Origin of the sequence: uncultured Dokdonia sp., assembly GCF_947496725.1 — a bacterium.
Taxonomy (GTDB): domain Bacteria; phylum Bacteroidota; class Bacteroidia; order Flavobacteriales; family Flavobacteriaceae; genus Dokdonia.
On the sequence record NZ_CANMDS010000003.1, the window covers coordinates 311,098 to 335,165 of the forward strand.

Annotated in this window: 23 protein-coding genes; 12 read left to right on the top strand and 11 right to left on the bottom strand. The window is 36.2% G+C overall.

Annotation, left to right across the window (positions count from 1 at the left end):
• The first annotated feature begins 79 nt into the window (after positions 1 to 79).
• On the top strand, positions 80 to 2,218 hold the full coding sequence (locus Q0948_RS08275; RefSeq protein WP_298350641.1) for a response regulator: 2,139 nt from the start codon (positions 80 to 82) through the stop codon (positions 2,216 to 2,218).
• Between the two features lie 138 nt (positions 2,219 to 2,356).
• Here Q0948_RS08275 and Q0948_RS08280 read toward each other — a convergent pair whose 3' ends face one another.
• Together Q0948_RS08280 and Q0948_RS08285 are read right to left on the bottom strand one after the other, a co-directional pair.
• Complete coding sequence (locus Q0948_RS08280) at positions 2,357 to 3,841, bottom strand: mannitol dehydrogenase family protein (RefSeq protein WP_298350639.1); 1,485 nt, start codon at positions 3,839 to 3,841, stop codon at positions 2,357 to 2,359.
• Positions 3,841 to 5,565, bottom strand: coding sequence for a hypothetical protein (locus Q0948_RS08285; protein WP_298350637.1), 1,725 nt, complete (start codon positions 5,563 to 5,565; stop codon positions 3,841 to 3,843). The genes Q0948_RS08280 and Q0948_RS08285 overlap by 1 nt, the downstream gene beginning before the upstream one ends.
• A gap of 641 nt (positions 5,566 to 6,206) precedes the next feature.
• Between Q0948_RS08285 and Q0948_RS08290 the strand changes: the two genes are divergently transcribed.
• Positions 6,207 to 6,824, top strand: coding sequence for a hypothetical protein (locus Q0948_RS08290; RefSeq protein WP_298350635.1), 618 nt, complete (start codon positions 6,207 to 6,209; stop codon positions 6,822 to 6,824).
• 58 nt (positions 6,825 to 6,882) lie between these two features.
• Here the strand turns inward: Q0948_RS08290 and Q0948_RS08295 are convergent, their stop codons facing one another.
• Together Q0948_RS08295 and Q0948_RS08300 are read right to left on the bottom strand one after the other, a co-directional pair.
• Positions 6,883 to 7,812, bottom strand: coding sequence for a hypothetical protein (locus Q0948_RS08295; RefSeq protein WP_298350633.1), 930 nt, complete (start codon positions 7,810 to 7,812; stop codon positions 6,883 to 6,885).
• 88 nt (positions 7,813 to 7,900) lie between these two features.
• Positions 7,901 to 8,026 (bottom strand): hypothetical protein, encoded by a 126-nt coding sequence (locus tag Q0948_RS08300; RefSeq protein ID WP_298350631.1) that lies wholly within the window; start codon positions 8,024 to 8,026, stop codon positions 7,901 to 7,903.
• Between the two features lie 134 nt (positions 8,027 to 8,160).
• Between Q0948_RS08300 and Q0948_RS08305 the strand changes: the two genes are divergently transcribed.
• From Q0948_RS08305 to Q0948_RS08315, 3 genes are read left to right on the top strand one after another with little or no spacing between them, the layout of a single operon-like run.
• On the top strand, positions 8,161 to 8,817 hold the full coding sequence (locus Q0948_RS08305) for a hypothetical protein (protein WP_298350629.1): 657 nt from the start codon (positions 8,161 to 8,163) through the stop codon (positions 8,815 to 8,817).
• Positions 8,804 to 9,211, top strand: a complete 408-nt coding sequence (locus tag Q0948_RS08310; protein ID WP_298350627.1) for a hypothetical protein — start codon at positions 8,804 to 8,806, stop codon at positions 9,209 to 9,211. The genes Q0948_RS08305 and Q0948_RS08310 overlap by 14 nt, the downstream gene beginning before the upstream one ends.
• Entirely contained in the window at positions 9,198 to 9,971 is a 774-nt protein-coding gene (locus Q0948_RS08315; RefSeq protein ID WP_299231353.1) for an ImmA/IrrE family metallo-endopeptidase, read from the top strand. The genes Q0948_RS08310 and Q0948_RS08315 overlap by 14 nt, the downstream gene beginning before the upstream one ends.
• A 949-nt stretch (positions 9,972 to 10,920) precedes the next feature.
• Here Q0948_RS08315 and Q0948_RS08320 read toward each other — a convergent pair.
• Entirely contained in the window at positions 10,921 to 11,640 is a 720-nt protein-coding gene (locus tag Q0948_RS08320; protein WP_298350623.1) for a hypothetical protein, read from the bottom strand.
• Between the two features lie 299 nt (positions 11,641 to 11,939).
• Between Q0948_RS08320 and Q0948_RS08325 the strand changes: the two genes are divergently transcribed.
• Both Q0948_RS08325 and Q0948_RS08330 read left to right on the top strand, forming a co-directional pair.
• Positions 11,940 to 12,440: a pyridoxamine 5'-phosphate oxidase family protein gene (locus Q0948_RS08325; protein WP_298350621.1), complete on the top strand. Its 501-nt coding sequence runs from the start codon at positions 11,940 to 11,942 to the stop codon at positions 12,438 to 12,440.
• Positions 12,441 to 12,546: 106 nt separating this feature from the next.
• Complete coding sequence (locus Q0948_RS08330) at positions 12,547 to 13,791, top strand: multidrug effflux MFS transporter (RefSeq protein ID WP_298351371.1); 1,245 nt, start codon at positions 12,547 to 12,549, stop codon at positions 13,789 to 13,791.
• A gap of 37 nt (positions 13,792 to 13,828) precedes the next feature.
• Here Q0948_RS08330 and Q0948_RS08335 read toward each other — a convergent pair whose 3' ends face one another.
• Together Q0948_RS08335 and Q0948_RS08340 are read right to left on the bottom strand one after the other, a co-directional pair.
• On the bottom strand, positions 13,829 to 15,226 hold the full coding sequence (locus Q0948_RS08335) for an NAD-dependent succinate-semialdehyde dehydrogenase (protein ID WP_298350620.1): 1,398 nt from the start codon (positions 15,224 to 15,226) through the stop codon (positions 13,829 to 13,831).
• Positions 15,227 to 15,424: 198 nt separating this feature from the next.
• Complete coding sequence (locus Q0948_RS08340) at positions 15,425 to 15,565, bottom strand: hypothetical protein (protein WP_021779118.1); 141 nt, start codon at positions 15,563 to 15,565, stop codon at positions 15,425 to 15,427.
• Positions 15,566 to 15,896: 331 nt separating this feature from the next.
• Between Q0948_RS08340 and Q0948_RS08345 the strand changes: the two genes are divergently transcribed.
• The gene (locus Q0948_RS08345; RefSeq protein WP_298350615.1) at positions 15,897 to 17,147 is read left to right on the top strand and encodes a hypothetical protein; all 1,251 of its coding nucleotides are present in this window, start codon (positions 15,897 to 15,899) and stop codon (positions 17,145 to 17,147) included.
• A gap of 147 nt (positions 17,148 to 17,294) precedes the next feature.
• Positions 17,295 to 18,602 (top strand): dipeptidase, encoded by a 1,308-nt coding sequence (locus Q0948_RS08350; RefSeq protein WP_298350613.1) that lies wholly within the window; start codon positions 17,295 to 17,297, stop codon positions 18,600 to 18,602.
• Positions 18,603 to 18,683: 81 nt separating this feature from the next.
• Here the strand turns inward: Q0948_RS08350 and Q0948_RS08355 are convergent, their stop codons facing one another.
• Both Q0948_RS08355 and Q0948_RS08360 read right to left on the bottom strand, forming a co-directional pair.
• The gene (locus Q0948_RS08355; protein ID WP_035324756.1) at positions 18,684 to 20,207 is read right to left on the bottom strand and encodes a DEAD/DEAH box helicase; all 1,524 of its coding nucleotides are present in this window, start codon (positions 20,205 to 20,207) and stop codon (positions 18,684 to 18,686) included.
• Between the two features lie 104 nt (positions 20,208 to 20,311).
• The gene (locus Q0948_RS08360; RefSeq protein ID WP_298350611.1) at positions 20,312 to 20,821 is read right to left on the bottom strand and encodes a DUF6155 family protein; all 510 of its coding nucleotides are present in this window, start codon (positions 20,819 to 20,821) and stop codon (positions 20,312 to 20,314) included.
• 109 nt (positions 20,822 to 20,930) lie between these two features.
• Between Q0948_RS08360 and Q0948_RS08365 the strand changes: the two genes are divergently transcribed.
• Positions 20,931 to 21,314 (top strand): hypothetical protein, encoded by a 384-nt coding sequence (locus tag Q0948_RS08365; RefSeq protein ID WP_021779113.1) that lies wholly within the window; start codon positions 20,931 to 20,933, stop codon positions 21,312 to 21,314.
• Between the two features lie 60 nt (positions 21,315 to 21,374).
• Here the strand turns inward: Q0948_RS08365 and Q0948_RS08370 are convergent, their stop codons facing one another.
• Entirely contained in the window at positions 21,375 to 22,091 is a 717-nt protein-coding gene (locus Q0948_RS08370) for an SDR family oxidoreductase (RefSeq protein ID WP_298350608.1), read from the bottom strand.
• A gap of 157 nt (positions 22,092 to 22,248) precedes the next feature.
• Here Q0948_RS08370 and Q0948_RS08375 point away from each other — a divergent pair, with 157 nt between their 5' ends.
• On the top strand, positions 22,249 to 23,349 hold the full coding sequence (locus tag Q0948_RS08375) for an esterase-like activity of phytase family protein (RefSeq protein WP_298350606.1): 1,101 nt from the start codon (positions 22,249 to 22,251) through the stop codon (positions 23,347 to 23,349).
• Positions 23,350 to 23,408: 59 nt separating this feature from the next.
• Positions 23,409 to 23,690, top strand: coding sequence for a DUF3817 domain-containing protein (locus Q0948_RS08380; RefSeq protein WP_298350603.1), 282 nt, complete (start codon positions 23,409 to 23,411; stop codon positions 23,688 to 23,690).
• On the opposite strand, the gene Q0948_RS08385 is transcribed toward Q0948_RS08380, so the two are convergent.
• A complete protein-coding gene (locus tag Q0948_RS08385; protein ID WP_298350602.1) occupies positions 23,682 to 24,047 on the bottom strand; it encodes a DUF4870 domain-containing protein in 366 nt (121 codons plus the stop codon). The two genes, Q0948_RS08380 and Q0948_RS08385, sit on opposite strands and share 9 nt — an antisense overlap.
• Between the last annotated feature and the right edge of the window lie 21 nt (positions 24,048 to 24,068).

Consider the following 24,068-nt stretch of genomic DNA (forward strand, 5'->3'; position numbering starts at 1 on the left):
ATTTAGTCGTAAAAATGATTTTTTATTTAGTTTTTAGACTATTCTTGTCTATCTTTTAACACCCCAAAAAATAATTCTCTTGAAAAACAAGCTCCTCATTATCATAATAGTATGTTGTTACGGTGGGCTCGTGTATTGCCAGACTGGTAATAATAAAGTAGTAGATAGTGTAACTGTTCTTCTGTCTTTATCTAAAGATGAAAACATAAGCGGTAACTACAAAGAGGGGCTACAATATGCCACCTCTGCTGTGCAATATGCAAATCAGTATAAGGATAAATCACTACAGGCAAAGGCCTACGTAAGTCTAGCCAATACCTATCAAGCTATAAAAGATTATGCTGATGCAAAAAAATACTACAACCTCGCATTAGATAAAAATACAGACGATTACTTTGTAAACGTAGCGTCACTTAATGGTCTCGGTAATATATATTCTATGGATATTGCCACTGCAGACAAGGCTGCAGCTTTCTTTGAAAGATCAATAGATTATACATTAGAAGCAGGTAACACTGAGCATTCTTTTTACACCTACTATAATATAGCTGGTATGTATCTTAATTTTAAAGATCCAGATAAGGCTTATCCCTACATTTTAGAAGCTAATAAGTTATTACCTACAATTCAAGAAGAAGATCCTATCTATGAACTCTTACAACAGTTAAACTTTGCTATCTATTACAACCAAAAGGAAAACCATACACTTGCGCTAACATATATTGATAAAGCGCTAGAAATAGGAGAGGAGCATACCCTTACTAGAGAGCTTATAGATGTTTATGATTTTAAAAGTGAGATACATCAAGAGCGAGGGGAATATGATTTAGCATTAGAAAGTCTAAAAAAACATTTTTATTATAAAGATTTAGATTTTAATGAGGTAAAAACTCTTCAAATAGAGCAGGTTGAAGCAGATTTTAAAGTAAAAGAGTTTCAACAAAAAGCAGAAGCATCTCAATTAAAATCTAATTTTATCGCCATATTAGGAGTTGGTATACTATTATTCTTAAGTACTTGCTTTCTTGTATTTTATAATTATAAGAGACGGTTATCTTTTACACAACTTGAGAAAAAAAATGATGCCTTATTGCAAGCAAAAAATGAAGCTGAACACGCAAATCAAATCAAATCAGAGCTACTGGTAAATATTAGTCACGATTTAAGAACACCACTTTATGGAGTTGTAGGCATAACTGAGATGCTTATGGAGAATCCTTCAATTATTAAGACGAAAAAAGGACTTCTAAACTCTTTAAAATTCTCTGGAGATCATTTAAAATCTGTTGTAAATAATATTCTAAAAATTAACGAGGTAGAGTCTAATAAAATCAAAGTCAATCAATCTAAGGTCAATATAAAAACCCTTCTAGAGAACGTTGTAAACTCATTAAAATATCTCGCAGATCAACAAGAAACTCAACTGATATTAGATATTAAAGAAGAGGTTTACGCGTATTATATGCTGGATGAAGTAAATCTCTCTGATGTACTATTAAAGCTTATTGATAATGCGATAAAAAACACTCAAAAAGGTACCGTAACTCTAAGTGTAAGCTTATCAAAAAGAGAAAAAAGCAAAGATCTTATAACATTTAAAGTCTCAGATACAGGAACAGGAATTTCTAAAGAAAATCTAGCAGTTATTTTTGATAGTTTTAAACAAGGTAACTCAGAAGAAAACACCGCGTACGGCATTGGTTTAGGACTGCCTATTGTTAAGTCATTGATAGAGGTTATGGGTAGTAAATTAACTGTAGTTAGTGATATAGGTTTAGGGTCACAATTCTCATTTACACTAGAATGTGAAATTACAAATGAAGACAATCAGTTAGACGATATTTCTATACATAAGAGTTTACATATCCTAGTAGTTGAAGACAACAAAATCAACCAGTTAGTAACCCAAAAACTAATAAGCTCATTGGGTCACAGCTGTACCATTACTGTAAATGGAGAAGAGGCTATAAAAGAATGCAACAACACCCATTTTGACTTAATACTTATGGATCTCAATATGCCTGTGATGAATGGATTTGAAGCCTCAGAAGTAATCTCCACAGAAAATAAAAATATCCCTATCATTGCATTAACAGCACTAGAAATTAGCGAGGTTAAAGAACGATGTCACAATGTGGGAATATGTGCTATCATAAATAAACCTGTAGATAAAGAAGCTCTAGAGGATATTATAAGAAAGAATCTCTCTCTCTCGTAAAAAGTACCTAGCTTCTTAAAGTGTATAACTTCTACAGCGTAGCATTTTATTGCTTTCTATTCCCAAAGCTCACACCTTGAGTAGTATCAATCACTTTAACTGTCAAAAATAGAGTTAAGGAGAATCAACTAAGGCTCTTTACAACAGCTCTTGCATATACTTTTTGATATCAACGTCATTGTAAAAACGATTGACCATCTCCGTGTATAGATCTGTAAATCTTTTGTTATCAATAAGGTTTCCAAAAATAGATTCCAGCTTTATAAAGCTTAAAGCATCTTCTGTAGTCTTCTTTGCTGCTTGATACAACTCCTCCTTCATTTCATCTTGAATGACTAGTTTTTGCCCATTTTGATTTTCTTGCTTGTCACTATAATAACACCAAGCAACTAAAACAAGTGTTGCATATTTGATACTTCCACCAGCAGCTAAATTCTCTTGAATAGTTGCAATTAAAAACTTTGGAAGCTTTGCCGAGCTCTCTGAACAGATACGATCTACACTATCCTTAATATTTGGATTCCCAAATCGCTCCAGTAAGCTATCTTTATAATCTGCTAGATTAATGCCTTTAATCTCACCTAAAACGGGTGTTGCTTCTTTGTCAAAAAAGGCACGTAAATACTGTGCAAATAGCTCATCTTGTACACATACATCTATAGTAGGGTGGCCGTGCAGCACTCCTAAAAGTCCTAACACAGAATGTCCAGCGTTAAGCAGGCGTAATTTCATTTTCTCATATGGTACTACATCGGGTACAAACTTGACGCCAACTTTTTCAAAAGCGGGTCTTCCATTAGAAAAATTATCTTCTACCACCCATTGTATAAAAGGTTCGCAGGTAACGGGCCATTCATCTTCCACACCATAAGTTTCTGCTAGTAATTTGATGTCTTCTTCCGTGGTTACTGGCGTGATACGATCTACCATACTGTTGGGAAAACTCACCTCTTTTTCAATCCACTGTGCTAGTGTTGGGTCTTGCGCTTTCGCGAAAGCGAGCAACATTTTCTGTATCATATTGCCGTTATGCTCAATATTGTCACAAGAGAGCACCGTAAAGGCAGGTAGTCCTTCATCACGACGTCTCTTTAAGGATGCTGTAAGAAAACCATATACTGTTTTTGGGTCGTCAGGATGTGCGAGTTCGTGCTGAATCTGCTGATTTTCAAAATTGAATTCACCTGTATTAGGATTAAAATTATATCCACCCTCAGTAATAGTCAATGAAACAATCTTAGTTTCAGGCGCTGCCATACGGGTGATTACAGCTTCAGGGCTATCTGTACCCATTTTAAAATCTACAATGGAGCCAATGACTTCTGCCTCCTTTTTTCCGTCTGGATGCTGAACCATCAAGGTGTAGAGATGGTCTTGTTTCTTGAAAATATCGTGAAGTTTTTGATCATTTTGGCGCAAGCCTATCCCGCAAATTTCCCATTCTGATGCTTCGCCCAGCTGTCTGAGTTGATGCACATAGTATGCAAGATGCGCGCGATGAAAACCACCTACGCCTATGTGTACAATGCCCGCCTTATCTGGCGAACGATCATAGGTAGGTACTGATATTTGTTTGCCTATTTTCGATAGATTTTCTTGATTAAGTGGTGTCAATTCTCCCATTAGATAGTTGCGTTTTTTATTTTTCCTCTTCGTAATGCCCAATATGCTAATACAAAATAAAGGATAGTACATATAAAAGTGTACGTATAAAATAGTTGTCTATTGTCAATATATTCTGTCTCTGAAGCACTGCCAAACATCACATTGCAAGCCAGGGCTAGACTAGCTACAAGTGCTGAAATTGCTAGGAATTTTAATGTCTTTGAAAACATAGAAGTATCCTTAACCTGCACATCTTCTTGTGCGGCTTGTTGCTCTTGAAAACGTTTTATAGTTTCCTCTCTAAGTGCTTCTTCTTTTACCTCTTCTGTATAACTATCTTTTGCCCCATATCTAGATGCAAGGAAGGTGTACATAGCGATGGTAAAGAACCAAGTAGGGATAAAGAGGTAGTAAAAGGATATTACATCTAGCGCTTGCAGTCCGAAGCCAAAAACCAAGCCTAATCCCCAAGAGGCAACAGCCGGCATACTAAATTTAAGCTTGCGGTATGATGACCAGTATCTTGTAAAACCTATTCTAGGGAAGATTTGGTGCTCTGTAAATACAATCGCACCTACTGGTACTACAAGCAATCCTGCATAGGTGAGGAGTGGTAAAATCTGTGAGAATACAAAAGGAAAACAAGCGATGGTCACGGTAACTAAACCTACGACGATGGTTGTTTTCTTTCTAGAATGATTTGAAAAAATGGCTTGCGCTGCGAGACCTGCCCTATATAAATTTGTTATTGCTGTAGTCCATCCTGCAACAATCACAATGACAAACCCAGACCAACCTAAAGCGTAATAAGCAACATCACCTGGATCAAGTTCTACAATAGATTTGCCTAAAATTACGGCAGCACCAGCTCCCATAATTCCTGCAGCAATCCACGCAACGTAGTGACCAAACATCATACCCGTACTAGAAGCATAGGCATAGTTTTTCTTTTTGGCAAAACGTAACAATGCCATATCTACCAGTCCAAAATGGGTAATTGTATTTGCCGCCCATCCAAAACCGATAACTTCTACAAGTCCAATTCCAGTTTCTCCATCGCTATTAATACCTGTCCAGATGGACTGATTACCCAGCGTCATAAAATCTGCCCAATTTGACGGTATGGTTTTATCTAATACATCTAGAGACAATGCAGGCAGCAGTACCATTGCACCTCCTGTAAACATTACAAATAGCCAGGGCGCACAAAGCCCAGAGAACTCAGAAACAGCATTAAAACCATAAAGAGCGATGGAAACCACAACAATACCCACTGCCAATACAATCAATACAAACCAAGCATTTGTGGGATACCAATTAAGTTGTGCTGGGATATCAAATGCAAAACGTACCGCCGTAGACGATACCGTAATCATCGCCGCCGAAATAACAGAAAAGATAATCACATTTGCCCAATTATATAACTTGGTCATCGAGTCACCCGCAATCTTATTAAGATAGGTGTAGAGGCTTAAACGCGTTTCTACAGCGATAGGGGAGGTGATGAATCTCCAACTTAATACAGCTAGAATATTACCAATTAACAAGCCTAGAATAATATCTGAAGTTTTGGCACCCAGTGCAACAAAAGTTGCCCCAATAACAAACTCTGTTGCTGCTACGTGCTCTGCAGCGTAGAGACCAGCAAAATGCGTCCAATCTTTTAATTTGTTTTTTCCTACGGGTAGCTGTTCTTCATCTACCGATTTTAAGTGGTCGAACTCTTTGGTTTGTTTACTCATATGTTGCGATCATTTTTCTGGAACTTCTAAGGTAAATAAAAACTGTAAGTGAGCAGTAATATGCCTTGGACTTTTATAGATATAGTTAATCGCTTTTGTGGTGGGGACATTACAGAAATGAATTGGACGATTATTGTTTACAAGAATTTTTTGCAACCTTAATTTATTTTCTACGCAAAAATACAATTCGCGAAAATCGCTCAAACAAAATCATCCCATACATTTTCCCATATAAGCGAATTATAAGCAAAAGAAAAAACAAAGCATTTTACAGCTGTAAGTGACGATATAGACCTGAAGGCGCTATATCTGCATCTATGTAAAATAGAACCGAAAAAGTTCTATTCGCCGTTTTACTCATATATCCTATTTGTATTATAATGTTCTGCGTTATGTAACTTTGCTTTGGTAAAAAGCTTTTACCAGTACTAATCTTCTTTATTTTTTTCTTTCTAAAACGTTCTTTAAAAATGTAATGGAATACGCTTTGCCCGAAGCGACGATAGGAGCGAAGTGGGAATGTGTATGGAATGGGATTATTCTCTCTAATTTTCAATCAATTACGGAATTCCATAAATAACTTCTTGTTAATTTTTTATATTTGTTTTATAGTCAATAACTTAAATGATGATATAAATTTAATGCACTTCAAATTAACAAAGGAAATAATAAAACTTAGTGAGTCAGATTACTGGCATAGTGCAAAAAATGAGTGGAATTTTGAATATGCATATTATAGTGATGAATTACAGAGGTGTCTTTGTGGACACTATCCAATTAAAAATGTTTGTGTTATTAAAAACACCATAAATAAGAAACAAACTGAAGTTGGAAATTGTTGCGTGAATAAATTTTTAGGAATTGACGAAGGGAATAAAATTTTCACATCAATTAAACGATTAAAAGAAGACCCAACTAAAAGTATGAGTCCAGAAGTATTAGAATATTTATTTGATAAAAAAGTATTATCTGACTTTGAATATAAATTTTATTTGGACACATTGAGAAAGCGTAAATTTTCTTACAAACAACTAGAGATACGTAAAAAAATAAACCAAAAGCTTATTGATTTTACTAGTTATGAATCTAATTCAAACTTTTCAAGAATAAATTTAGTTCTGGAATGGGCTAAAAACAATACTTGGTTTGATACAAATTTTGTTCATTCTTTCAAACAGAATTGTGAAAGAAAAGGAAAGTTGACTGAAAACCAATCTAAAGCTCTTGAAAACATAATAAAAAAACTAAAAATTGAATAATTCTTTCTGTTATTTAAATTGGAAAAGACAAGAAGTCCTTTCCCAAGGAAAGAACTTCTTATGATGCTTTACCGTAAAGCTGTATTAATTTATCTATATCTATTGATGAATAATGGGATTTTACATAGTCTTGAAAATCAATCAAAGAACCATTATAGTTTTTCACATATTCGATTAGTTTGTGCTTAGGTTTTCTGTAATGATTATTAATGTTTTTTATTATAGCTTTTTTAGTGCCATCTTTTAACTCATTAATAAAATTATCGTTTCCATCCGTATTAATGGTTCCATCTAAAATGTCTTTAGATAAATAGTTACTAGAAATAAACCAATTATAATGATTCGTATAAATTCTTTGACCACTTGTCAAAAACTGAGGAACTAGAATGATACATTTTCCTTTATAATGAGGTAACATTACTTTTTTGCTAACCCATTTTTTTGAAGAATGCTCGTAATATTCAATTCTAGTTTCTTCAACATCAATATTATACTTTAAACATTGCTGAAATGTAAATTCAGCTAGAATATCTCTACAAACGTTTGCTAAAGTATCCGACATATTATCTTGTCCAATACCTTTTACCAATAATAACACATTGTGAGCTTCATTGGTTACTGTAATTCCTGCTTTAACCAACTTATTTGCTCTTAATGAATCAAAAATTATTTCTGCTTTTGTATGCCCAATTCCTTTCCCTTTATTATTATGAGAATAGCCTAAATGATATTCATTAGCTTCTCCTAAATGTGATAAAAATTTTAATCCGTTATTTCTGTCATTAGAGATTATAAATGTTCTATTTAAAGTTTCTAAAAAAGATTTACTTCTTATATACATTTTTTTTGCAATCATATTATCTAAATTATTTGCAATATGATATGGGTCAATAAATGCTTCTAAATCATTTTCCATTAAAATGTTTAGGTGTTCTGTGGCATTACTTTTAATACCAAAATGTTCGTTAAATGTTTCTAATTTTATCATTGTTTATATATTTTATGATTTTTATTTTAAACCTGTCTACAAAAATTAATCAATAGACAGATTTTAATTTTTAATATTAAGGTTACTGTTATTTACCTTTACTATCACTTCTGTTACTTCTTACGTGAGGTTTAACCTTTATTGTTTTTCCTCCAACTTTTTTTGTATAACCAGGAATTCTATTGAATTTTCTTCCTTCTGCATCTTTAGCCATATTTTACACCTCCTTTCTTATATTGTATATTATTTTTTATGTAGATTACTAACTGGTAACTATCTACATAATACTATTAACCGTAGAAAATAAAAGTTCCCCAAAATGGGGTGAAAAGTAAATTTGCAATTAATATGACTATAGAAGGTGCTGGCACTTTTTTTGAAAGTAATTCAATAAAACTAAATACGGTTAGTAATGTTGAGTGGGAAATTGCTTTAAGAAAAGCTGAAAAGCATTTGAATTACAGATTATGGAATAGAACTAGTTTTGGAGCTCATACATCTGAAAATCTAGGAGTACCAGCAAAAGAATATTACTTGAATTTTGCTTATATGAGTGTAATTTATGGCAATTGGGAATGGAAAGATGATTTTGATTTGCCACAGCAATTAATTAGAATAATAAATAGCAGAATATCCACTGTTGTAGAATCTTATAAAAAAGCTAAAGATAAAAATGAAGAAAGATTAAAAGATGGTAAGCATCAATTAACTACTACCGAAGTACCTCAAGATATTGAAAGTACATTTTACGACCTTGAAGGAGATGAAGAAATAAATGAAGAAGATTTATTAAAAATAGAAGAGCTACATAAAGAAATAGAAGAATTCATTTTAGAATCTAATGATGATGATTTAATTATGTTTTGGGAATGTATTAAAGAAGGTTATACAAGGAAGGATATTGCAGAATTAATTGGAATAACACCCAAACAGTTAGATAAAATAAAAGAAAAATTATTAAGACAAATAAAAAAAGAAGTAATAAAAGATAATGGAAACCGATAACGCATTAAAAACATTAAGAAATCTTTATGGCTTATTTATGGAAATTAACTACCATAAGGAGCCTGCTGATTTTGTTAGTGAACTCAATGACGAAAATCCTTTTATCTCTGTACATTTAAAAAATGTAATGCTTCATAGAACTAAAGCAAAGGCAATACTGAAGAAGAGAAAATTTGAAGAACTTAAAGAACAGTTTATTTCGTTGAAAAAGGTTGGTTTGGAAAAACTACAAGAATTATTTGCTCCTGCAGAAAGAGTTGAAATGGTTAAGCTGTTTAGTAAGTTTGAAGAACTAACCGAAAAAGATATTGAAGCTATTAATGAAGACCAAGACTTCTTAACATTTATTTCTTCTATAAAAGATAAATTGGAAGACGAAGATGGTATTAAATAAGGCTCAAATAGCAGCAAATAAGCTACTAAACTCTCTAGGATGGTCAAAACCAGGAGATTTGAGTTTAAATGAAATTGCATTTGCATCTAATGCATATGTAAAAGAATCTAATTTAGAAGGTTCGGATGGAAGGATCTTGATGAATGGTAATAACGCAATTATAACAATTGATTCTAAAGTAGGCTTTGAGTCTAGGAAAAAATTTATACTCGCTCACGAAATTGGGCATTTGACTTTACATAAAGGGCTTTCAAAATTATTTTCAGATACTGATAAGACACTCAATGAATGGTATGCAAATGGCAAACACGAAATAGAAGCTAATCAATTTGCTTCTGAATTATTGATGCCAAGCGATTTATACAAATTGAGAGTTAAAGGTAATGGAATGAGTTTAGATTTAGTTAGAGATACGGCTGAATATTTTGGAACATCACAAACTGCAACATTATTAAAATATAAAGATTTGGGGGACTTTTCGATTTCTATTATATATATGGAAAATGGAATAGTAAAATGGAAGACTGAATCCGCAGGTTTCCCCCTTAAGTTTTTATCCTATGGAAGTAAAGCTCCTGTGGGTTCAGTTGCAGGGGATTTTTTTAACGGACAAGGTTTGGAAGAAAAACCTGTGCTAGTTGAAGCTTTAGATTGGTTTCCTGAAGATTTTGGAATAGAAGAACATTTAGAAACTGAATTATATGAACATAATTTCCGAATTGGTACAGATGGATTATTATGTTGTCTTTGGATGCAATAATTTCAATAACTACTATTAATTTGGTATTATGTTAGAATTTATAAAATCAATACTAAAAAACTAAGATTTAGAATTAAAACCCAAACAAAATGGGGGGGAAGGAGTTGATTTTTTAATTGGAGATAATCAAATACACCTACAATCTATTGATTTAGACACCGTACAACGCAGTATTAAATTATCTAAACAAGATTTAGGAGAATTAAGAAATAAACTGTTTATTGCTCTAGTATTAATAGTAGATAAAGAACCAAAGGTTGTTTATTTAATTCCATCAGAAGATTTATCACAATCAAACAGCAATATATTAATAAATAATGAAGTAAGTTTAATGCCTAGTTTATCTAATTGGGAGATTAAAGTATCCAGTAGCACAATTCCAGAATTAGCAAAGTATTCGTTAGAAAATATGATTGACAAACTAAAATCTTAGTTTTCAAATATTATGTAAAATAGAATCGACACTTTTACCCAGAGATGGAGCGTTGGCTAAACGGCCTCAGAAAACTTTGATCAAAACAATAGGGGAATGAGCGTGCATATTTTAGAGGTCTAGCAATACATATTCTTAACAATAACAAGGTTTAATACTAGTTCAAAACAGTCTTAAGAGTTAGAATGTTTTCTAAAATATAGCGATTGAGCGCCAACGCCACAGGCTCGCTACTCACTAAAAATGTCTCTAGACATTTTCTTAACGCTCGTCCGTGTTTCCAAAGTTTTATGCAGCCTTGATTTATTTTCAAGACAAAAACACAATTCCTGAAAATCGCTCAAACAAAATCATCCTGCACGTTTTCCCATATAAGCGAATTATAAGCAAAAGAAAAAACGAAGGGTTATATCTGTAACTATGTCAAATAGCGCTGAAAAGCGCGCTATCCACTCTTTTTTAGATATATCAATTTGTATTATAATTTATATTATGTCAAATAGAATATTTAAAAACCTATAACAAGGCCTCAAGTACCTCACGCTCCTTTTTAATCTGTTTTCCTAAAATATAAAGCTCTGCATAGTATGCTATAACAATAGTAAACTCAAAGTATGCCACACGGTTTCTATAATCGGGACTATTTTGAAAATAGTCTAAACAATCTCCTTCGCAGCTACCTCTAGATAAGTATCCGGCAAACCAGTCATAATTATTTTTCCAATGATTAATATTTTCTGTGAGTTGATCATACACTACTTGATCATAAAGCTCCTGTTGCTGTAAAGCATCATTATAAAGAAGTTCTATCTTATGTAACTGTTTTTCAATATTTCCCTTAACTAAGGGATTCTGTCTTATAAGATTAGGAACACGCACAGATGTATTGGGCACTGGCGATCCTAATAAAACTTGAAAACAACTCTCACAGTTTGCATCTATAGACTTATTTTGTGGCGTTTTATATAAAACCGTATCAATCATTTTTTCAAGTAAATCCAGTTCTTTTAAAGTCTTCTCTATGTTTTTCTCATCATCTTTCATTTGAGATTGTACTAACTCTGCAATGCGATACATTTCCTTGCGCTTATCACCTTCCTCAGACGCCTGATTAATACCCAGTGCTATAAGTATCCCAAAAACGACCAATATGATCTCTCCTACAGCATATAAAAGGTACTTTTTGAGACCGCTGCCTGCTATTACATTCTTTCTAAAACGATTAAATAATTTCATAAACACCTCATTAGCTAGCTGAAAATACAAATAAATTACATTTTAGAGACTAGTTTATAGCGAGTTAGCACCCTTTTCGGTATTATAAATATCTGTCTAGCGTGGTATCTATAAGTTTATTTTTTGGAGTGTCTCCCCTATGCTTTTATTGGGTTTTGAGTACGCTTTCGCGAAAGCGTAACCTCACTCATAACAAATACTCCACACAGTGCTAAAAGCTCGTTAAACCTTTATAAACTGGCGTTAAAGACCTAGCGATTGCCTCATACGAGCGCTAACTTTATGAAAAAAGAAACATTATGAGCACAAAGAATCTATCTAATCAAGAAGCATACGATAAACTGAAAGAACTAGCCGAAAGCATAGACTATGCGATGTTTGAGACTAATCTGGGCGCAAGACCTACTCACGTGATCCCTATGAGTACAAAAAAGTGTGATCAAGAAGGAAGTCTCTGGTTTTTAAGTAATAAAGACAGTGATCACAATAGCTTTATCCATAAAGACAAAGACGTACAACTACTCTACTCAAAGCCTACAGCGATGGAGTATATGAGCATCTACGGTCAAGCCTTTATTTACAACGATCTGGAGACCATAAAAAAGCTGTACACAACCAGCGATGATGCCTGGTTTAACGGGCCTACAGACCCAAACATTACAGCTATCAAGGTCGTACCGCAAGAAGCACATTACTGGGACACAAAAGATGGTATGATTACTACTTTATTTAAAATGGGACTGGGAGCCTTAACTGGTAACAAGCAAGATCTAGGACAGTCTGGAGATCTAGATTTATAGAGCTACTACCCTAGTGAGATTTACAAAGCCAGCTGTTGCTGGCTTTTTTATGCGTTAAGGTCACACATTTTTAATATTCCTTTAAGGAAATAGCAACGGCTAGCTTATAAATACGGCGTACTTTTGCCGGATGCAAAAATCCCGTAGTTCGCAAATAGAATTTATCGCCCTTATGGCAGCACTTATGTCTGTCACGGCGCTCGCTATAGATGCATTGCTTCCTGCTCTTGATATCATAGGAGAAGCCATACAAACTAAGACACCGGCAGATAACCAACTGCTCATCACAATGATCTTTTTAGGGCTAGGTATTGGTCCGCTTATTTTTGGGCCACTGGCAGATGCTCGCGGGCGTAAATCGTCGGTTTATATAGGTTTTTTTATTTTTATAATCGCTTCATTTATATGTGTTTACACGCGTAGTTTTGAAGTGATGATTTTGGGTAGAATATTACAAGGAGTTGGACTTTCTGCACCGCGTACTATTTGTGTTGCTATTATAAGAGACCTGTATGAAGGAGATTATATGGCACGCATAATGTCTTTTGTAACGGTAGTTTTTTTACTCATACCCATCGTTGCTCCAGCAATGGGAAAAGTAGTTTTAGACACCTGGAACTGGCAAGGTATTTTTATAGTACAGGTTATTATAAGTGTGCTTGTTATGTTCTGGTTTTGGAAACGCCAGCACGAGACACTCACCCCAGACAAGCGCATACCTTACTCAGTAAAACGAATTTTAAGTGGCTTTTATGAAACCATAAAGTACAAGCGCACCATCGCATTTACTATTATACAGGGATTCATCGTTGGCTCTTTTCTAGTATACCTAAGTGCCAGCCAGCAAATTTTTGAAAATCAATATGGCCTCGAAGATGAGTTTCCATACATATTTGCAGGTCTAGCAGCCTCTATAGGTGCCGCCATACTTCTTAATGCCACGCTGGTAGTGCGTCTAGGGATGGAAAAACTAGTTACCTATGCCCTTGCAGGCTTTTTTTGTGTGTCATTACTATATGTAATACTATTTTATGATGTGTTACACCCTTCTATTTATATACTTGTCGCTTTCTTTGCGCTACAGTTCTTTTGTATAGGTTTTATGTTTGGAAACTTACGTGCGCTTGCAATGGAGCCAGTAGGTCATATTGCTGGTATAGGAGCGGCTATCACTGGGCTCATCTCCACACTTATGGCTGTACCTATAAGTACCTTTATAGGCCGCTTTGTAGAGAACACTACCCTACCGCTTTTTATAGGTTTTTCTAGTTGTGCAGCAATATCGTTAGGTATTTTATTCTGGATAAAGAAAAAGGCCCCAAGGAAAATTTCCTTGAAGCCCTCATCATAATATGGATTTTTAGTTCGCTTTCGCGAAAGCGTATTTCTTACGACTCCTCTACGAGCATTACAGATTTTGCATTTACAAACTCTTTAAGTCCAAAACCTCCGTGCTCTCTACCATACCCAGAGTCTTTTACGCCTCCAAAAGGCATCATAGGCTGAGCAAGTCCGTATGAGTTTACAAATACCATCCCGGTATCAAAGTGCTTTTGTGCAAGTTGTATAGCAGCTTTTTCGTCTTTTGAGAAGATTCCTCCTCCTAGTCCAAAACGGCTATCATTTGCAATGCGCATCGCATCTTCATTATCTTTTGCACGTATAAGTGATGCTACTGGGCCAAAAAGCTCATCATCATAAGCGGGTTGCCCTGGCTCTACATTACTTAATACGGTAGATGGGTAATAATACCCCGTGTTATCTGGCACCTCTCCTCCTACTTCTATCACGGCACCTTTTTCTACACTTTCTTTTACCTGTTCTGCAAGTAAATCTCTTAAATCTTCACGTGCAATAGGTCCGAGCTGTGTATCTTCATTGTTAGGATCTCCCATTACGGCATCTTTCATACCCTGTACAAATCCTTCCTTAAAAGCATCATACACTTTATCTACCACCACAAAACGTTTGGCAGCGATACAGGTTTCTCCATTATTAATAAGGCGTCCTTGCACACAAGCCTTTACAGCCATTTCAATATCTGCATCATCTAGAACTAGATATGCATCATTACTACCTAGCTCAAGAACTGTTTTCTTGATGGCAGCACCAGCTTTTTCGGCTACCTTGCGTCCACCGGCAGAGCTTCCTGTAAAGGTTACACCACGTACTTTATCATTCTTAATGACATCATTAGACTGGCTGTGATCTATTACTAGTACTTTAAAAAGTCCTTCTGGCACACCTGCTTTACGTAGTACTTCTTCTACGAGCAATGCACTTCCAGTCACATTTTGTGCGTGCTTAAGAAGTACTCCATTACCAGCCATTAAGTTTGCTATCACAACACGTAGTGGTTGGTATGTTGGAAAATTCCACGGTTGTATACTATATATTACACCTTCTGGTGAGTAGGTAATGATTCCTTTACCTCCATTTGGTAAATCACGCTCTATAGGTTCTAATTCTTTTCCTGCATTTGCTGCAGTATATTCTGTTATGCCTATACACAAATCTATTTCAGATCCTCCTTGTGTCACCACTTTCCCCATCTCGTCTGTTATTAATTGTACGAGTTGTTCTTTATGATTTTTAAGCTCCTTGCCTATGTTTTTTATAATAGTGGCACGCTCCTCTAGTGACTTATCTTTCCACTCTAGAAAAGCTTCGTGACAATTGTCTATTGCATCATTTACTTCACTTTCTGTAAAGTATGTATAGGTTGCAATCTCTTTTTCGGTATGCGGATTAATGGTTCTAAAATCTCCTTTTATCTCTCTTTCCATAATATCTTGTTTGGTTTTTTTTATAAAATTACAAGGATTGTGTGCTGAGCAAAGTGGCTTTAATAGTTTTTGTGAAGTGTATTGAGAGAAGTTTAACAATGGGGTTTTACGCTTTCGCGAAAGCAAAAAAAAAGAAGCCTCTCTATCATATTGATAAAAAGGCTTCTCTTATTGTGTAAATAGATTTTAGGCTCGTGCCTAGTTCTCTTCTGTATCTAAAGTCACGTTGCCATCACCCTCTACGGCAAAAGTTTCCTTTGGGATAATGCGTCTAAAATTTGACGAACGACGATAGGGATCTTGAAAATCTGCGTGTTTTTTTGTGGTTGACTTATGCATAGCTTTTTTATTGTAAAGGTATTTTAAAATCTAAATGCTGTCTTTTTAAATAACAGATAATTAACAATTTACCCATTACTCAAAATTATTTTTATAAGAATATGGGATATTTCAAATACCATAATTTATCATAGATACATATAGAATTATCAAAACAAATTAGATTGCAAATAAATGTATTTCAGACAGTTAAATATGATTAACACTTGTTGCGCTTTCGCGAAAGCGTATATACACACCCTCTTAACACGATAACGTTTTCGGACTTTGGCACGCTACTTGTATTTAGGTAATCGTGAACATCAATCCACATTGATAAAAAACGAATATTATGAAACAGATAGCATTATTATTTATAGGTCTACTCACCTTTGCAGGAAGTACCTATGCAGCAGAAGAAGATACATCAATAAGACGAGGAACAGTTTACGACGGAAGTAAATACATCTTTGTAGAAAACGGGATAGAGTTTTCTGTCTTTCCAGATGGCGAATTTGATTTTTACATTCCAGAATATGTAGAGGGCGTAAGTCTATCTGTAAACGCTGGACCTGTAGGGATAAGTTTTAACACAGGTTTTGATTATGACCCTTACGTACAGTATGATGAGTATGGAGCTGTGATACAGATAGAAAATACACCTCTATATTATGACAACTATGGTCGTATCTCACAAGCAGGTGATGTAAATATCTTTTACAGAAACAACAGAATCTCTCGTGTAGGTGGCTTACAGGTATTCTATAATAACTTTGGCGCTTTTTCACACTACACAGGTTTTATAAATGTGTATAACAGAAACTATGTATTTCACCCATATCACAACTATTACTATAGACCACTCTTTAATAGATGTCTAGTGTATACAACGCCTTACAGAAGATTTTACACTCCTATACGTTATAACTACGCGTTTCATAGAAACAACTATTACAGAGGTTATAATAATGGATATAGAAATGCTCGTAGAGACTTTAGACGTCCAGATAGAGGTCGTGTAGCACATAATAATGGTCGTCGTGATAATGTAGATCGTAACAATGCTCGCTTTACTCGTGCAAATACTGGTAGAGTAGCAAGTCGAGGAAACTCACAAAGAACCATAAGCCGTGCAAACCGTACTACTTCAAGAGGTAATACAGCTGCAAGAACTACAAATGCAAAAAGAAATACTGCAGTAGCTCGTGATGGTGCTCAACGTGGGAGACCTACTACAACAGCAAGAGGAAATTCAAGCAGAAGTACAAAGGCGATAACGTCAAGATCTGGTAATACAGCTCGCAAGGCTTCTACTAGAACTACGAGACCAGCAACAAGACCTACTACTAGAACAGCGACAAAACGCTCTAGCAATAAGTCTGTAGCAAGTAACAGAACATCACGCCCACAGGCGAGAACAACGCAACGCTCTTCTCAAAAGAGAGCAACTACATCAAGAAGTACTAATGCAAGAAAAGCAACTTCACAACGTAGTACACAGCGTAAAGCAACATCACAGCGCAGCACAAGAAGTACAAGCGCTAGATCTTCATCAAATAAAAAATCAAGTAGAGCAACCACTACGAGATCAAGAAGAGGATAGGAGATAATAACTTTGGTTGGTTAGTTTGGAAGACCCTAGTTGCTATATGCGCTAGGGTTTTCTTTTTGTTATATAGTGCCATATCTTTTAGACAATAAAGCAGACATTTTTAGTACCTTAGGATGCTTAATCCAAACATCCTAACCAATGAATAAACTATTTTATGTTGTTGCTTGTGTGCTACTCTTACAATCTTGTCAAGAGAAAGAAGTAAAAACTCCAGAAAAAATGACAGAAAGCCAACTTATAGCAAAGGCTACGGCCATCCATAAAAATGTTATGACGCTAGACACGCACTGTGATATAAACGTCAAGAACTTTACAGACTCTATAAATTATACACAAAAGCTTACCTCTCAAGTAAACTTACCAAAAATGCAAGAAGGCGGTCTAGATGTGCCTTGGTTTATCGTTTACACAGGTCAAGGTGAACTTAATGAAGAAGGCTATAAAGCCGCCTATGAAAATGCTATGTCAAAATTTGACGCAATCCATAAACTTTGTGAAGAGATAGCTCCAGAGCAAATCCAGCTAGCCACAAGTGCAAAAGAAGCTAGAGAGATCTGGAAATCTGGTAAAAAAGTAGCAATGATAGGGATAGAGAACGGATATCCTGTAGGTACAGACATTACAAACGTTGAGAAGTTTTACGACCTAGGTGCGCGCTATATGTCTCTTGCTCATAATGGCCACAGCCAGCTAAGTGATAGTAATACCGGTGAGGCAGATGATGTATGGCTTCACAATGGTCTAAGTGATCTAGGTAAAGAGGTTATTGCAGAGATGAACCGCGTAGGTATGATGATAGATGTATCACACCCTAGTAAAGAAGCTATGCGACAAATGATAGAACTAAGTGAGACACCTATAATCGCTTCACACTCCTCTGCGAGAGCATTATGTAACCACAGCCGTAATCTCGATGATGAGCAATTACAGTGGATGGTAGAAAACGGTGGCGTTGTACAGACAGTGGCTTTTAAAAGCTACCTAAACACAGAAAAGCACGATGCCTATGAAGCCGAAGCACAGCAAATACTAAAAGAAATTGCAGACTCTATAGGTCTTAAATGGATGGAGCGCAAAGAGGTAATGGCTTTACCACAAGAGCAACGAGCAGAATACTATGAGAAGTATACAACCGTAATGCTACCGGTACAAAAAAAGAAACTCGCACAACGCACAGACCTCCCTCCTGCTGTAGATGTGACAGACTTTGTAGATCATATAGATTACCTAGTTGAGAAGATGGGAATAGATCACGTAGGCATCTCATCAGATTTTGATGGTGGTGGCGGTATAGAAGGGTGGAGCGATGCTTCAGAAACGATGAATGTTACTGTAGAACTTGTAAGGAGAGGGTATACAGAAGCACAAATAGAACAACTATGGAGTGGTAATTTACTACGCGTACTTGACGAGGTACAAGCCTATGCCACTGAGATGAAATCTTAGTGAGCTGTAAATGATTAAAATGAAAGAGCCCAAACAATCTCGTATTGTTTGGGCTCTTTTATATTTTATTATTTAGAGATATTACATATCTCGCTCACGACATATCTGATTAATCCTACGCTTTAACTTACGCTCGTAATCTTCTTGTAGCCAGTCTCTATAGTTTTGAGTATTATTCATAATACTATAAGAATACTGGCGTACTCTATAAGCAATATCATCTCGTAATTTACGAGCCAGCACACGAGCATCAAAAACGTCTTCACTGTTTTCTACCACCATCTGTGCGTGTTGCTCGATGGCATTTTCTAGTGCGGTCTTTGCTTTCTTACCTTCTTTAATTACCTTTTTATATTCCTTCTTTATATCAAAGTGTATCTTTTCTGTATTTGCAAACTCTTTACGAAGGTCTGGAGGCATTACATATGTGAAGTTGCGCTCTATCTCCTCATCTGCAATTAGATTTTCAAGGTAAAAATCTGGGTATGCAAATATCTCTTTCCAGTCTATAGGTGCTTCCCAAAGACCAAAACGTGCAGCATTGTTACCTAAATCTAATACTTTAAAGGTAGTCTTACCAGGCGCTATACGTGACCCACGACCTATCATCTGGAAGTAAAGTGTAAGCGACTTTGTTGCTCTGTTGAGTATAATGGTATCTACCGTAGGTTCATCAAAACCTGTTGTAAGGATACTTACAGAGGTAAGTATCGCGTCTGGTGTGTTTTTAAACCAGTCTAATATCTCTGCACGTTCCTTAGCACTATTTGTGTTATCTAAGTGGCGTATGTCGTATCCCGCTTGTCTAAAAGTCTCGTGTACGTATCTAGACGTATTAATACCATTATTAAAAATAAGGGTCTTCTTACCTTTAGATTGATCTTCATAGGCGCTAAGCAGCTTTTGCTGCATAGAGGCATCTGTATATAAGATATCAGAAGATTTTACAGTATAATCTCCATTAATACCCAGCTTTAGGGTACTTAGTCCTACATTATAACTTATGGTTTCTGCCTTAGACAAGAACCCTCTTTTTATAAGTGCAGGTATGCTCTCTCCTATCATAAGTTCTTGATAGTTGTCCTTCATAGGCAACTTTATGTTAGAACTTAGCGGTGTTGCTGTCACACCTAGTATAAAAGCATTTTTAAAGTAGCTAAAGAGTTTTCTAAACGAGTTATAGTGTGCTTCATCTATAATTACGAGCCCCACATCTTCCATTGTGATTTGCTCTTCTTGTAGTCTGTTTGTGAGTGTCTCAACCATTGCTACGTAGCACATATAATCATCTGCTTCGTCTAGGGTTTTTACATCACTACTTATAATCATATTAGGCACCTTAAACTCCGTAAGCATACGCGAGGTCTGGTTAGAGAGCTCAATACGGTGTGTAAGGATAACTACCTTCTTATTTGCACGTTTTATATAGTTACGTACAATCTCAGAAAATATTACCGTTTTACCACCGCCGGTAGGCAGCTGATACAACAGGTTATAATCTGGAGTGGTTCTATCCATCACGCTAAAAACGGCGTCTAGATCCTTCAGCTGGTAGTCGTATAATTTCTTTTCTGGAGTGTCTTTTTCTTTAATGAGGTCGCTCAAAAGTGTAGGTTTCTTCGGTTAAAAGTGAATCTTGCAAAACTAAGGGATTTTTCTGCTTTCGCGAAAGCGTACCGCAAAAAAAATAGTACTAATCTTACAAAATCTTACTCTGGGTCTGCTGCTTCGTCAAAAAGTGCTGCATTAGGCCAGCGCTCATCTTCGGTAAGACTTACAATGCGCTCTATGCGATCTCCTACCTCTTCTAGTAAATGATGATAGGTCACATACTGCACAAGTTCTTTAAAAGAGTTGAGCATACTTTTATAAAAAGCATCTGGTTGTGGTGTGGTACCCTGGGCGTAGGTTTGTGCTATCTCAATATTAAAAAGCATTACGTCTACAAGTAGTAAGGGGTTTATCCCTAGTGTTTTAAAGTGCTTGATGTATTTTTGAGCAACAGACCTCCTTTTTCTTGCTCGTTTACGGCGGGTAGGAAAATATTCATTACTTATTTTAACCTTTGCTTCGTCTACCAGCTTGTCTTCTTTAGGGTTAAAAACAAAATCATAATAGGTCTTAACCGCTGGTATACGGTCATATAACTCGATAATTTGCTCTTGTAAGGCAGCGTTATCTAAGGTGGTAAGATGTTTTTTAAGTGCTCGTTTACTCATTAAGAAGTGATTACCTGTAGCGAATTTAAAATAAAAAATAGTGGCAAGAAGCGATTCAAAAACCTATTTTTGTAACAATACCAATACAGTTACTAAACCACCACCTGCAATGAATACATTACAAGATAGTAAAGCCGTAAACTTGATCAAAAAATTGATCGCTGATGTTGCTCAAAACGGAATCATTACAAATACCGTAGTTGAAGACCTTAAAGCTTTACGCCCACATACTATTACAGAACAACTACCATTACTTGCAAAGGCTACACGCCTCTCTGCAGAGCATATAGAAGAGTATGGAACTTTTGCCATCCCTATCCCACAAGATGAGGATATCGCAGATGAGAATGATGAAATCATCTCTGAAGTAGAAGTTGCCGAAAGTACTCCAGAAGAGAGTTTTCACTACTTTATGTCTCTTATAAAAAATATAGACAAAAAGACAAATGAAGACGAACTACGTGTGTATGTACAGGCGCTTAGAGATTACTAAGCCTATAAGTCACAAATAAAAAAAAGCCTCAAATATCAATTTGAGGCTTTTTTTATGCACTTATTTTGTGGGTGGTTTTGCTGGTCTCACCTCTACTTTGCTAGGTAGCGTTCTAGGGTGCATCTTAAGCAAGTCTACAGTGAGTTGCCCTAGATCTTCTGGTTGTATGCGCCAGTCTGTACCCTCATCTGGCGTTCTCCCACCAAAATGGCTACTCACAGACCCAGGCATAATAGTCGTTACCTTAACATCATCCTGACGTACATCCATCATTAAGGCTTGTGAAAACCCTGTAAGGCCAAATTTACTCGCATTATAAGCCGTGCCCTTCTCAAAGAAGTTAGTACCCGCAAGGCTAGAGATGGTAATCATATACCCTTTTGACTCTTTTATAGCCTCTAGCGACGCTTTTACAGAGTAAAATACGCCCGTGAGGTTTGTATCTATAGTCTCGTTCCATTGCTGGGGTGTCATATCTGTAATATTTTCAAAATGTCCCAAGCCCGCGTTTGCAATGAGTACATCTATCTTCCCAAACTTGTCAAGCGTTGCCTTTACAGCAGCCTGCTGGCTATTGTAATCTCTTACATCTGCAGCGACGCCTAGTATGTAATTATCGTTTTCGGTGAGCTCTGTGGCAGCTTCTTTAGTGCTTTTTTCATCCCTTCCGGTGATGGCTACTTTCATTCCTTGATGTAGTAATGCTTCGGCTATGCCTCTCCCTATTCCTTTGGTACCGCCCGTGATGAGGGCAACTTTATCTTTTAAATCTTCCATTGTGATTGAGTTTTGTATAAAGGTAATCACGCTTTCGCGAAAGCGGAAACATACTATTTTAAAGTATTGTGAAAATTTACCACGCCCTTAATCTAGAATGATAACGTTATATTATCATAAAATGACAGACCTTTGTAACCTAAAATGATATGCACCTATGCAGCTACGTAGCCTACTCCCGCTTCTTTGTTTATTACTCATAACTTCTTGCAACTCCTTACCAAAAGGCGTAAAAAGCACCGCTAAGGCCGAAATTACAGCGCTCACTTTTATAGATGAGACTATTATACCTGCAGCTACCACTTATAACGGGACTAAGGTGGGCGGTCTCTCTTCTATAGATTATGCAAACGGACAGTGGTTTATGATTTGTGATGACAGAGCACACCCTAGATTTTATACAGCGCGCATAGCAACTAGCGCTGCCGGTATATCACAACCTGTGTTTACAGCAGTTACCTATTTTAAGGATAAGGACAGCGTCTTTACACCTGGCATTGCAGATCCCGAGGCGCTGCGCGTTACAAATGATAATCACATTATATGGAGCAGTGAGGGCAATGTGGCAAAAGGGATACAGCCCTTTGTACGTATGGCATCACAAGACGGAGCTTATGTAAAAGATATGACGGTTGCACCTAAGTTTTTGATCTCTCAAAAGGATAAAGGACCTCGTAATAATGGCGTTTTTGAAGCACTCACAAGAGACTATAGCGATAATAGCTACTGGCTTACCACAGAGTTACCGCTTAAACAAGACGGTAATGAACCTACGTATAAAGAAGCACAGTCACCGGTGCGTATGGCACATATAGAGGCAGATGGCACCTTTGCAGCAGAGTATGTGTATCTACTAGATAAGGTGGCAAGACCTGGCAAGCTAGAGGTAAATGGTGTGACAGAGATCCTCTCTTATGATAAAGATTTTTTTCTGGTACTAGAGCGCTCTTATGCCTCTGGCCATAGTGATGGCGGTAATGATGTCAAGATTTATAAGGTAAATACCGCTGGTGCTACAGATGTACGTGATATAGCAAGCTTGCAGGAAGCCTCATATACTCCTGTTACTAAAACGCTTTTACTAGATATGGAGACCTTGCGACCACAACTTACAGATGGTATGATAGATAATATAGAGGGAATGACCTTTGGACCCGTACTAGAGAGTGGGAAACGGTCACTTATAATTATTTCTGATAATAATTTTAACTCTTTTGGGAACCAGCTTAACCAGCTTATCCTCTTTGCGGTAGAATAAGTGCGGCTTATTGTTGGCTCATTTTACGTTGCGTATTATTTTTGTCAAAAAAATAAACAATGCTCAAAAGCTTTAGAATACTTAGTTTACTAGAAGGAGTTTCATTTCTTGTGATTCTCTTTATCACGATGCCGTTAAAATATGCTTTTGACAATGGTGCGCCAAACAAAGTAATCGGGATGGCACACGGTTTTTTATTTCTTGCCTATGTCGTGATGGCTATTATGATGAAGCCCGTATTAAAATGGAACAATAAAACACTTGCCATTGTACTGCTGTGTTCTATCATTCCATTTGGTACTTTCTGGATGGATAAAAAATATCTCCGCCCGCTAGCTTAAAAACTTGATGCTTATATAATAATTAGGCTTCTCTCCCCTATTTACTCTTACGGCATTTACAATAGGTAGTACAAACCCTAAGATAGCGACTCCTAGTAATGTGATGAGCCCCAGGCCTAGTAGAAGGATAGCCGGTATGCTCAATAGTGCATATACAATAAGGCTTATCTGGAAGTTAAGTATCTGCTTTCCATTTTCATCTAGTTCTTGCACGCGCTCCTTATTTGCCGCCCAGATAATGAGCGGTACGATAAGACCGCCAAAACCTACTACATAATGTAACAGCTGTGATAAATGTGTGAGTACTAGAAGCGTTTTGTCTTCCCTTACGTGTGGTGTTTGTTGTATAATTTCCATAATAACAGATTTTTGATTGAT

Excerpts from the sequence above, each read along its gene's own strand:
- Q0948_RS08290 (WP_298350635.1), top strand. The coding sequence starts at position 6,207 with ATGCACTTCAAATTAACAAAGGAAATAATAAAACTTAGTGAGTCAGAT.
- Q0948_RS08345 (WP_298350615.1), top strand. The coding sequence starts at position 15,897 with ATGAAACAGATAGCATTATTATTTATAGGTCTACTCACCTTTGCAGGA.
- Q0948_RS08360 (WP_298350611.1), bottom strand. The coding sequence starts at position 20,821 with ATGAGTAAACGAGCACTTAAAAAACATCTTACCACCTTAGATAACGCT.
- Q0948_RS08340 (WP_021779118.1), bottom strand. The coding sequence starts at position 15,565 with ATGCATAAGTCAACCACAAAAAAACACGCAGATTTTCAAGATCCCTAT.
- Q0948_RS08315 (WP_299231353.1), top strand. The coding sequence starts at position 9,198 with ATGGTATTAAATAAGGCTCAAATAGCAGCAAATAAGCTACTAAACTCT.
- Q0948_RS08285 (WP_298350637.1), bottom strand. The coding sequence starts at position 5,565 with ATGAGTAAACAAACCAAAGAGTTCGACCACTTAAAATCGGTAGATGAA.
- Q0948_RS08365 (WP_021779113.1), top strand. The coding sequence starts at position 20,931 with ATGAATACATTACAAGATAGTAAAGCCGTAAACTTGATCAAAAAATTG.
- Q0948_RS08280 (WP_298350639.1), bottom strand. The coding sequence starts at position 3,841 with ATGGGAGAATTGACACCACTTAATCAAGAAAATCTATCGAAAATAGGC.
- Q0948_RS08325 (WP_298350621.1), top strand. The coding sequence starts at position 11,940 with ATGAGCACAAAGAATCTATCTAATCAAGAAGCATACGATAAACTGAAA.
- Q0948_RS08300 (WP_298350631.1), bottom strand. The coding sequence starts at position 8,026 with ATGGCTAAAGATGCAGAAGGAAGAAAATTCAATAGAATTCCTGGTTAT.
- Q0948_RS08350 (WP_298350613.1), top strand. The coding sequence starts at position 17,295 with ATGAATAAACTATTTTATGTTGTTGCTTGTGTGCTACTCTTACAATCT.
- Q0948_RS08380 (WP_298350603.1), top strand. The coding sequence starts at position 23,409 with ATGCTCAAAAGCTTTAGAATACTTAGTTTACTAGAAGGAGTTTCATTT.
- Q0948_RS08385 (WP_298350602.1), bottom strand. The coding sequence starts at position 24,047 with ATGGAAATTATACAACAAACACCACACGTAAGGGAAGACAAAACGCTT.
- Q0948_RS08375 (WP_298350606.1), top strand. The coding sequence starts at position 22,249 with ATGCAGCTACGTAGCCTACTCCCGCTTCTTTGTTTATTACTCATAACT.
- Q0948_RS08295 (WP_298350633.1), bottom strand. The coding sequence starts at position 7,812 with ATGATAAAATTAGAAACATTTAACGAACATTTTGGTATTAAAAGTAAT.
- Q0948_RS08305 (WP_298350629.1), top strand. The coding sequence starts at position 8,161 with ATGACTATAGAAGGTGCTGGCACTTTTTTTGAAAGTAATTCAATAAAA.
- Q0948_RS08320 (WP_298350623.1), bottom strand. The coding sequence starts at position 11,640 with ATGAAATTATTTAATCGTTTTAGAAAGAATGTAATAGCAGGCAGCGGT.
- Q0948_RS08370 (WP_298350608.1), bottom strand. The coding sequence starts at position 22,091 with ATGGAAGATTTAAAAGATAAAGTTGCCCTCATCACGGGCGGTACCAAA.
- Q0948_RS08310 (WP_298350627.1), top strand. The coding sequence starts at position 8,804 with ATGGAAACCGATAACGCATTAAAAACATTAAGAAATCTTTATGGCTTA.
- Q0948_RS08335 (WP_298350620.1), bottom strand. The coding sequence starts at position 15,226 with ATGGAAAGAGAGATAAAAGGAGATTTTAGAACCATTAATCCGCATACC.